This window comes from Halobacillus sp. BBL2006 (genome assembly GCF_000786645.1).
In the GTDB taxonomy this organism is placed as follows: Bacteria; Bacillota; Bacilli; order Bacillales; family Halobacillaceae; genus Halobacillus.
In genome coordinates, this window is the sequence record NZ_JRNX01000050.1 from 1 (window position 1) to 8,350 (window position 8,350).

The 8,350-nt window shown below is 42.8% G+C and carries 9 protein-coding genes; 6 read left to right on the forward strand and 3 right to left on the reverse strand.

Annotated elements, in window-relative coordinates:
- The coding region (locus LD39_RS01990; protein ID WP_035542344.1) for an NAD kinase at positions 1 to 632 on the reverse strand (632 nt) is incomplete at its 3' end.
- Between the two features lie 237 nt (positions 633 to 869).
- Here LD39_RS01990 and LD39_RS01995 point away from each other — a divergent pair.
- The 4 genes from LD39_RS01995 to LD39_RS02010 all read left to right on the forward strand — a co-directional run bounded on the left by LD39_RS01995 (position 870) and on the right by LD39_RS02010 (position 4,621).
- Complete coding sequence (locus LD39_RS01995; RefSeq protein WP_035542345.1) at positions 870 to 1,859, forward strand: class I SAM-dependent methyltransferase; 990 nt, start codon at positions 870 to 872, stop codon at positions 1,857 to 1,859.
- Positions 1,860 to 1,984: 125 nt separating this feature from the next.
- A complete protein-coding gene (locus LD39_RS02000; RefSeq protein WP_035542347.1) occupies positions 1,985 to 3,175 on the forward strand; it encodes an acetate kinase in 1,191 nt (396 codons plus the stop codon).
- A 101-nt stretch (positions 3,176 to 3,276) separates the two neighbouring features.
- Complete coding sequence (locus LD39_RS02005) at positions 3,277 to 4,107, forward strand: EcsC family protein (RefSeq protein WP_197061376.1); 831 nt, start codon at positions 3,277 to 3,279, stop codon at positions 4,105 to 4,107.
- 1 nt (position 4,108) lies between these two features.
- On the forward strand, positions 4,109 to 4,621 hold the full coding sequence (locus tag LD39_RS02010) for a molybdenum cofactor biosynthesis protein B (RefSeq protein WP_035542350.1): 513 nt from the start codon (positions 4,109 to 4,111) through the stop codon (positions 4,619 to 4,621).
- A 42-nt stretch (positions 4,622 to 4,663) separates the two neighbouring features.
- On the opposite strand, the gene LD39_RS02015 is transcribed toward LD39_RS02010, so the two are convergent.
- Together LD39_RS02015 and LD39_RS02020 are read right to left on the reverse strand one after the other, a co-directional pair.
- Complete coding sequence (locus LD39_RS02015; RefSeq protein WP_035542351.1) at positions 4,664 to 5,116, reverse strand: universal stress protein; 453 nt, start codon at positions 5,114 to 5,116, stop codon at positions 4,664 to 4,666.
- A gap of 251 nt (positions 5,117 to 5,367) precedes the next feature.
- A complete protein-coding gene (locus tag LD39_RS02020; RefSeq protein ID WP_035542354.1) occupies positions 5,368 to 6,687 on the reverse strand; it encodes a cytosine permease in 1,320 nt (439 codons plus the stop codon).
- A gap of 94 nt (positions 6,688 to 6,781) precedes the next feature.
- Between LD39_RS02020 and LD39_RS02025 the strand changes: the two genes are divergently transcribed.
- Both LD39_RS02025 and LD39_RS02030 read left to right on the forward strand, forming a co-directional pair.
- The gene (locus LD39_RS02025; RefSeq protein WP_035542355.1) at positions 6,782 to 7,540 is read left to right on the forward strand and encodes an SDR family oxidoreductase; all 759 of its coding nucleotides are present in this window, start codon (positions 6,782 to 6,784) and stop codon (positions 7,538 to 7,540) included.
- A gap of 155 nt (positions 7,541 to 7,695) precedes the next feature.
- The coding region (locus LD39_RS02030; RefSeq protein ID WP_035542357.1) for an alanine dehydrogenase at positions 7,696 to 8,350 on the forward strand (655 nt) is incomplete at its 3' end.

Genomic DNA, 8,350 nt, shown 5'->3' on the forward strand with positions numbered 1-8,350 from the left:
TTCAAGGTGCGTTCTCCGCTTAGAATGAACGAAGATCCCAACGTACGGAATCGATTATTATTTAAGGAAGCAAGCTCACTCACTTGGAAGCAAGGCAGTTTTGGATCAACAACGGCTCCCTTAGTCGATTTGTTATATCCTGTACTCCCAGTCGGTGTAGCTACAATTAGCCCGTCTCCTCGGAATGTTTCAAAATGAAGGTCGTCAATGTATACGTCAATGTCAATGGACTTAATGAGGGTAGAACGGACACTGCATTCGTTTATGCATAAATAACTTGATTCATTATTTACTGTTGCTTCAATCACTGGGAACCTGCGTACTTCAACTTCAGCATTCTGCATCGATTCTACAATTTCGGTATGGTCGTCGATACTAAAGTCACAATAGAGGCCAGCTTCATTGCGGCTGCGGATCCCAACATACAGACAATCCTGTCGGAAGTCTGTTTTGCGTACGGCTTGCAAAAAGGTCCCATCCCCACCAACAGCTACAATGATATTGGCTTCACTAGATTTTTCAACGATATGAAAATCATTATCGCGAGCCAGCTGAAAGAGAGGCTCAAGTTTTTTATCAAGTTCTAGATTCGGGTGATAATAAAAGTAAAGGTTTCTACGATGATCAGACACAATGCATTCTCCTTTATGTAGTCATTGTAGTCATTTTATCATTTCTATTATGTAACCGCACCCAATTTTCCTACAAATCAGTTAAATTGCTCATTGTTGAACAGTAATGAATAATTCGTTATGGTTGTGATAGAATCGAACTCAAGGAATAGCACGGTAACGGCTGACGCATTGTTCTTTATAAACCAATGCGTCCATTATTTTTGAGAATTATGTAGCAATAAAAGGAGAATGACAATGAAACAAGGCCAGGTAGAGAAGCTATTTGAATGGTTGGATGACACATCCACCCTTATCTCAGAAGATATGAACATTACCTATTTAGAAGGTTTGGCGGAAGCGCTGGATGTCTTATTCAATGAAAAGCCTTTCGATGATCTTAATAAGAATCTCCAAACAAAACTGACCAATCGATTGACGAAAGTTAAAAAAGAGGATTATGAAAAAGAAGAAGTCCGGAAAGCAGTCCAACTAACAATATTGAAAGGAATGAAGGGTGCAACTCAGCAGCAGCATTTAATCACGCCCGATTCGGTAGCTATGTTCATGGGCTATCTTGCATCCAAACTATTTGAAGGTCAGGAAGAGCTGACGATGTTCGATCTTGCTTCAGGGTCTGCAAATCTGATGACTTCAGTCATGAATCAGTTGGAAATGCCCCTTCGCGCATATGCGAGTGAAGTTGATCCGACACTCATCCAATTGGCGGTCGCCAACGCGAACCTGCAAAAAAACAATATTGAGTTTTTCCACCAGGATAGTTTGCGTCCATTTTTGATGGAACCGGTTGATTTTGTGCTCGCTGATCTGCCTGTAGGTTACTATCCAGATGAGGTACAAGCATCCAGATATGAACTTAAAGCCGAAGAAGGCCATTCTTATGCTCACCATTTATTTATTGAACAGGGGTTGAACTATACAAAAGAGGGCGGATTTCTGATGTTCATCGTCCCGAACTTCCTTTTCGACAGTGATCAGTCGAAGGCACTGAATGCATACTTGCGTGAACATGCTCACATCGTTGGAATGCTGCAGCTGTCTGATTCTTTATTCAAAAACGAGAAGCATGGGAAGAGCATCTTGATCCTTCAAAAGAAAGGCCCACAGACGAAGTCACCTAAGCAAGCATTGCTTGTTAAGCTTCCTTCGTTCAAAAACCCTGAAGCCATGGCAGACATCTTAGCTCAAATGAATCAGTGGTTTGATGAATATAAACCGACACAATAGTGAGAAAATAACGAATATAAGAAGTAAACGTTATCATGCCTTTTCTGCCTTGAAATTGATTAGAACGGGTGATTAAATGGTAATGGTAGAAATATACGAACCTAATTTTAAGGGGATGAGCAACGTTGAGTAATAAAATTCTTGCCATAAATGCAGGTAGTTCATCACTGAAATTCCAATTGATTGAAATGCCTGAAGAAACGGTGATCACTAAAGGATTAGTCGAGCGTATCGGCCTGGACGATGCGGTATTCACAATCGAAGTGAACGAAGACAAAGATAAGACAGTCACCGATATCCCAGATCACGGAGAAGCGGTTAAAATGCTATTGGATAAATTGACATCCAATGGAATCATTGAATCTCTTGATGAGATTAATGGTGTTGGACACCGTGTTGTACACGGCGGAGAACGCTTCAGTGAATCTGTCTTGATTACCGATGAAGTAATCCAAGAAATTGAAGAAGTGTCTGACTTAGCTCCACTTCATAACCCGGCTAACTTGACTGGTATTCGTGCTTTCCGTGAAGTGCTTCCGAATGTACCTCACGTAGCTGTATTCGACACTGCCTTCCACCAGTCTATGCCTGAGCAGTCTTATCTTTACAGCTTGCCATATGAGTATTACGAGAAATATGGCATTCGTAAGTATGGCTTCCATGGTACATCGCACAAATACGTATCCGAGCGTGCCGCAGAAATGCTCGGCCGCCCAGTAGAGCAGCTTCGTATCCTATCCTGCCACTTAGGAAACGGTGCAAGTATTGCTGCAATTGAAGGCGGAAAATCGATTGATACATCCATGGGATTCACACCACTTGCAGGTGTTACGATGGGAACTCGTTCGGGTAACATTGATCCGGCACTGATTCCGTTCATTATGGAGAAAACAGGTAAAACCGCCAGTGAAGTCATGAACGTATTGAACAAAGAAAGCGGTATGCTTGCCCTTTCTGGTTTCTCAAGTGACCTTCGTGACATTGAGCAGCGTGCAAATGATGGAGATGAGCGTGCTGAACTGGCACTTGAAGTATTCGCAGCCCGTATTCACAAGTATATCGGTTCATATGCTGCTCGAATGCACGGAATTGATGGGGTCGTCTTTACTGCAGGTGTCGGAGAGAACAGTACGTCTATCCGTGAACGTGTTCTTAAAGGATTAGAATTCATGGGAGTTTATTGGGATCCTTCCTTAAACCAGGTCCGTGGGAAAGAAGCATTCGTTAACTATCCACATTCACCTGTTAAAGTTATGATCATTCCAACAAATGAAGAAGTTATGATTGCCCGTGATACCGTAGAAAAAGGTCTGTAATATAGTGTAAAAGCAATTGCCACCCTATAGTGGCAATTGCTTTTTTTTATTTGAAAAGGCTACAATGAAGATATAAGACTTACGGTCAGGGAGTGATGGTTTTGTCTAAAGAACGAGTAGCCATGGAAGTAGACAGCTGGCTTGCACAATATCGGAATTACCAGCCCAATGATTTTGAGATGATTTACGATGATTGGATTCAGCAGAGCTTTTATAATGTCGACCCGGGAATTAAAGAGAAGTTTTTTTCTAAACTGGATGATTGGTTTTTTCATACGCATGCATTCTTGCAAGGGACGTCTTTTCAAAACGAAGCAAGAGGCCGTATTCTTACTGTCGGTCGTGTACTCGCAGAAAATATTGAAAACATCACGGATATGCGAAGAGAGCTTACCGTCGACCAACTAACCTACATAGCAGAACAGCAAATTGCGCGCGGCAGACTATATTCATTCGCTCAAGGAGGATTGACAGGAACCGGCGGCTGGCTGTTGCTTGGACTGGATTACCCTTTAATGATGGTCATGAACATCAGAGCGGTACAGTTGGTCGGACTTACATTCGGTCATGAAATGAATCACCCATACGAAATGATGATTTCTTTGAAAGTTTTTCATGCCGCGACTTTACCTAAAAGGCTGCAGGGGGCGGCGTGGAAAGATCTCATGAACGAGGTCAATAACAAAAATCATCCCTATATCTTTGAAGGGGATGACCGATTGACGAATGAATCATGGGTAGAACAGCCGCTGAAGCAAGCGTTCAAGTCCCTTTTCATTCTTATGTTCAGGAAAAAAATGTTCCAAGGTCTGCCGTTTATTAGTATTGCCATAGGGGCCTACTCGAATTACCATTTGACCAGACAGGTGACCGATTTTGCGCTTAGATTTTATCAATATCGTCACTTGAAAAGCGAAGAAGGGGACGAATGATATGTCTGTGGAAGAACATAAGAGCGAAGCGCCTGAATCTGTTTTCTGCATGGTCCTTACAATCAGTGATACACGTACTGAGGAAACGGATAAAAGCGGAAGGCTCATGATTGAGCGTTTGGAGCGTCAGGGGCATTCAGTGAAAGCCTACCGTATTGTTTCTGATGAAGAAACTTCGATCCGAAAAGCATTGGAAGAGGGGTTGCAGCATACGGATGTAGATGTGATCCTGACCAATGGTGGTACGGGAATTGCTGAACGCGATGTAACGATCGAAGTCGTTGAAGCTTTGATGGATAAAGAAATACCTGGTTTCGGTGAATTGTTCCGGATGTTGAGCTATACAGAGGATATCGGATCTGCAGCCATATTATCCAGAGCGATAGCTGGGGTAAGTGGGAGCTGTGCTATTTTCTCTACGCCTGGTTCAAGTGGAGCCGTTAAACTTGCAATGGATCGATTGATTTTACCAGAGCTCAATCATGTAGTAAGGGAACTGAAGAAAGACCTTTAAAACGAAAAACGCCATGCTCTTGTGAGCTATGGCGTTTTTCGTTTATTCTGTTGTCTGTTCAGGGCGTACAACCAGGACATCGCAATTAGCATAACGAGTGATGTGTTCAGAAACACTGCCAATGAAAAAACGTTCCATGGCGTTTAAACCTGTCGCTCCACATATGATGAGGTCGGCATTATGTTTTGGAGCCACATCTTTAGCAATTTTAACTTTAGGAGATCCATATTCGATGTCGATGATGACGTTTTTCACTCCGGCATTTTCAGCTTTTTCTTTGTAGTCTTTTAACAAATCGCTCGCATATTGTTCTGCTCTGATTGCGAGTGAACGATCATAAGCTTCTACAGTGGCGAATGCCCTGGTATCTACAACATGGGATAAGATCAGCTTCGCTTCGTTACGATTAGCAATATCGATGGCCTTTTTAAAAGCCCCCTCAGCTGTTTCGGATCCATCCACAGCAACTACAATATCTTTGTATTCGAATGTCATGTTGCATGCCCCCTTCCAATTTGTTACTTCTATTATAACATGTTCCAACCATGCATAGACCAATGACTCAATTATAATTTAGTAAGTTTTGTGAACATTAAGACAGAGGTGGTTATCATGGAAAATGCTAAAAAAGTTCCTCCGCAAGAGGAAGAAGCAGCGGAAAAAGAAATGCTCAGTTCTCTTAACGAGAGCTATCGCTCCGAAAGGGATCCGCAAAAAACCGAAAAATAAAAAAGCAGGACCTGTGTTTATCCCCAGGTCCTGTTTCCTATCACCAATGGGTAGGTGAGCATTAATAAAAGGAAGGTGATGAGACCGGGAGACCATTCCCCGGGTAATAAAAAGTAGAGAATACACCCTAGTGAAACCATGACGATCGCCCATGGATTAATACTCGTTGTCTTTGTCAATTGTGCAATCGAACGTTCATTCAGACGAAGGCGTTTGACGATTAAATAGTCACTGCAAATAATGGCAGAGATCGGGATGATAAGTCCACCTAGCAGAGATATGTAGGATTCCGCTTCATTTACTAAATCAGGGAATCCACTTAATAGAACACCCAAAAACCCGAAGATGACAGCGCTCTGAACTCTGGTCAGACGACTGAATGTATTAAGAAGGCTGTACCCTCCTGTATACGCATTACTGATGTTAATGGAGATCATCGAAATGACCGCAGTTAAAGTAATAATCGTTATGAAGACTGGTGACACAGTCAGTTCGCTTGCTGATACATAAGGATTGATGTTCTGGAATAGAAACGCGGAGGCGCACCCGATCACGGCAGTCAGTAAGAAGCCCGCCCCATTGCCAACAAAAAGTCCCCAAAACCCGTGACTCGGAGATTTTGCATACCTGGTCATATCAGCGGACGCACTAACACCGGACACGTATTGAACAAAAGCAAGACTTGCATAAAAGAACATACTTGAAATACTACCTTCGAAAGCGCCTTGCTGAAGCTTTTCCCATGAACCTGGTCCATCGTTTGTAGTAAAGTAGATGTAGAGAATTGTTAGTTCCCCTAACAGTAGAAAGGGTAAGAAATAGGTTGTCGCTTGTTTGACAGCGTCGAAACCGATAATCGCAAGGATTACCATTAGTACCGATAATGGAATCGAGAAGACAAAAAACGGCAAATCGTTTCCGGTTAAACGAACGAACAGCTGTTGAATGACATAAGTCCCGCCTATCGTTTGCACACTGAACCAATAAAGGGATGTCAGGCTGCGGATGGGTGAAGAAAGGTATCGAGCTCCTTGTACACCAAGAATCGTGCGGATGGCGTATTGGGCAGGGATCCCTAAGCGGGATCCAGGCAAAGATAAATAGGAGACGAACAAGAAACCTAACAATGCTCCTATACTTGTGGCGAGTACGCCGCTCCAGAAAGATAATCCTCCCTCTATTACCGCAAGTGCCGGGACGATGAAGTTGCCTGCATTCGCAGCTATAGCAAATTGTATGAAAGCAAATCTGTACCAAGGAGTGGATTGCTTTTCTTTCGGTACAGCTTCTAAACCAAATGTTTCAATCATTTCTTTATGTGAGGATGAGGTCCTCATGAAGTTCCACTTCCCTTCTGCCGCACTTATTTTACAGAAGGAGAGTCTTATTGTAAACAAACAAATATGCGAGGTAGAACGAGGAGGAAAAGTTATGAGACATGCCATCATTACCGCGGGATCAAAAGGGTTAGGTAAAAAAGTGACGGAACAATTTTTAAACAATGGAGTTTCGGTAACCGTCACTTATCGTACTGATAAAGAAAAAGCCTTAGAATTAATAGATCAATTCCCTACAAAACAAGAAGACATTCAAATTATACAAGCGGATGTCACCTCTCACATAGATTTGAAGAACCTTGTAGATCAAACCATCTCAAGGTTCGGACGCGTCGACTACTTAGTGAACAACGCAGGTCCCTATATTTTTGAAAGAAAAAAATTGATGGATTATTCTTTTGAAGAGTGGGACGCTATGATAAGAGGGAACCTGGACGCGGTTTTCTACTTGTTAAAATTAACGGTGCCTTATATGAGAAAACAACATTTCGGCCGGATCATCAATTATGGCTTTCAAGGGGCAGGAGGAGCTGCGGGGTGGATTTACCGTTCTGCATTTGCTGCAGCAAAGGTAGGTCTCGTTTCATTGACGAAAACTATTGCGTTCGAAGAAGCAGAAAACGGCATTACGTCCAATATGATTTGCCCTGGTCACATTCATGGTGGTTGGAAAGAATCTTCCATTATGGATGGGAGGAGGTCTGTTGATAATGAAACCCCGATTGGCCGGCCGGGTACTGGTGAAGACATTGCCAGGACCATCGAGTTTTTATGTCATGAAGACTCAGATATGATTACAGGCACCATTTATGAAGTGACCGGTGGAATGGATGTGATTCACCGATACAGGTAAAGGGAACGATAACCTTATAAGGTATAATGATCTCAATGTTTATTGTCGCAAGGAGTCTCTTTTTACCGGTGTACTAACTGAAAAGGAATCGTGTTATAGTTGAATCGAGAGAATGAGGTCAGAATGTAAAGAATGGAATGGGAGGTTGGATGGCTATGAAAATCGGAGTACCACGTGAAATAAAAAATAATGAAAACCGTGTTGCCATGACACCAGCAGGGGTGATTACATTGACGAATGCAGGTCATGAAGTATTCGTCGAAACGAATGCAGGTGTCGGTTCGAGTTTTACAGATGCTCAGTATGAAGAAGCGGGAGCAACCATAGTTGCCTCTGCAAAAGAAGCATGGAGTCAGGAAATGGTTATGAAAGTTAAGGAGCCGCTCCCTGATGAATATGGTTTTTTCTATAATGGTCTTATTTTATTTACTTACCTGCATTTAGCTCCAGAACCAGAGCTTACGAAAGCTCTCGTTGAAAATAAAGTAGTAGCTATCGCTTATGAAACAGTCCAGCTTGCAAACGGCTCCTTGCCTTTACTGACGCCAATGAGTGAAGTTGCCGGACGGATGGCTTCACAGATCGGTGCTCAATTTCTGGAAAAGTCTCATGGAGGTAAAGGAATTCTGCTAGGCGGTATCCCTGGCGTGAGAAGAGGCCGGGTAACAGTCATTGGAGGAGGTGTCGTCGGTACGAACGCTGCGAAAATAGCTATGGGGCTGGGTGCCGATGTAACGATCATTGATTTGAACCCTGATCGTTTACGCCAACTGGACGACATTTTCGGTTCTGATATCAATACGTTGATGT

Bases quoted from the DNA above. Each gene is read 5' to 3' on its own strand.
- LD39_RS01995 (WP_035542345.1), top strand. From the start codon at position 870: ATGAAACAAGGCCAGGTAGAGAAGCTATTTGAATGGTTGGATGACACA.
- LD39_RS02010 (WP_035542350.1), top strand. From the start codon at position 4,109: ATGTCTGTGGAAGAACATAAGAGCGAAGCGCCTGAATCTGTTTTCTGC.
- LD39_RS02015 (WP_035542351.1), bottom strand. From the start codon at position 5,116: ATGACATTCGAATACAAAGATATTGTAGTTGCTGTGGATGGATCCGAA.
- LD39_RS02020 (WP_035542354.1), bottom strand. From the start codon at position 6,687: ATGAGGACCTCATCCTCACATAAAGAAATGATTGAAACATTTGGTTTA.
- LD39_RS02025 (WP_035542355.1), top strand. From the start codon at position 6,782: ATGAGACATGCCATCATTACCGCGGGATCAAAAGGGTTAGGTAAAAAA.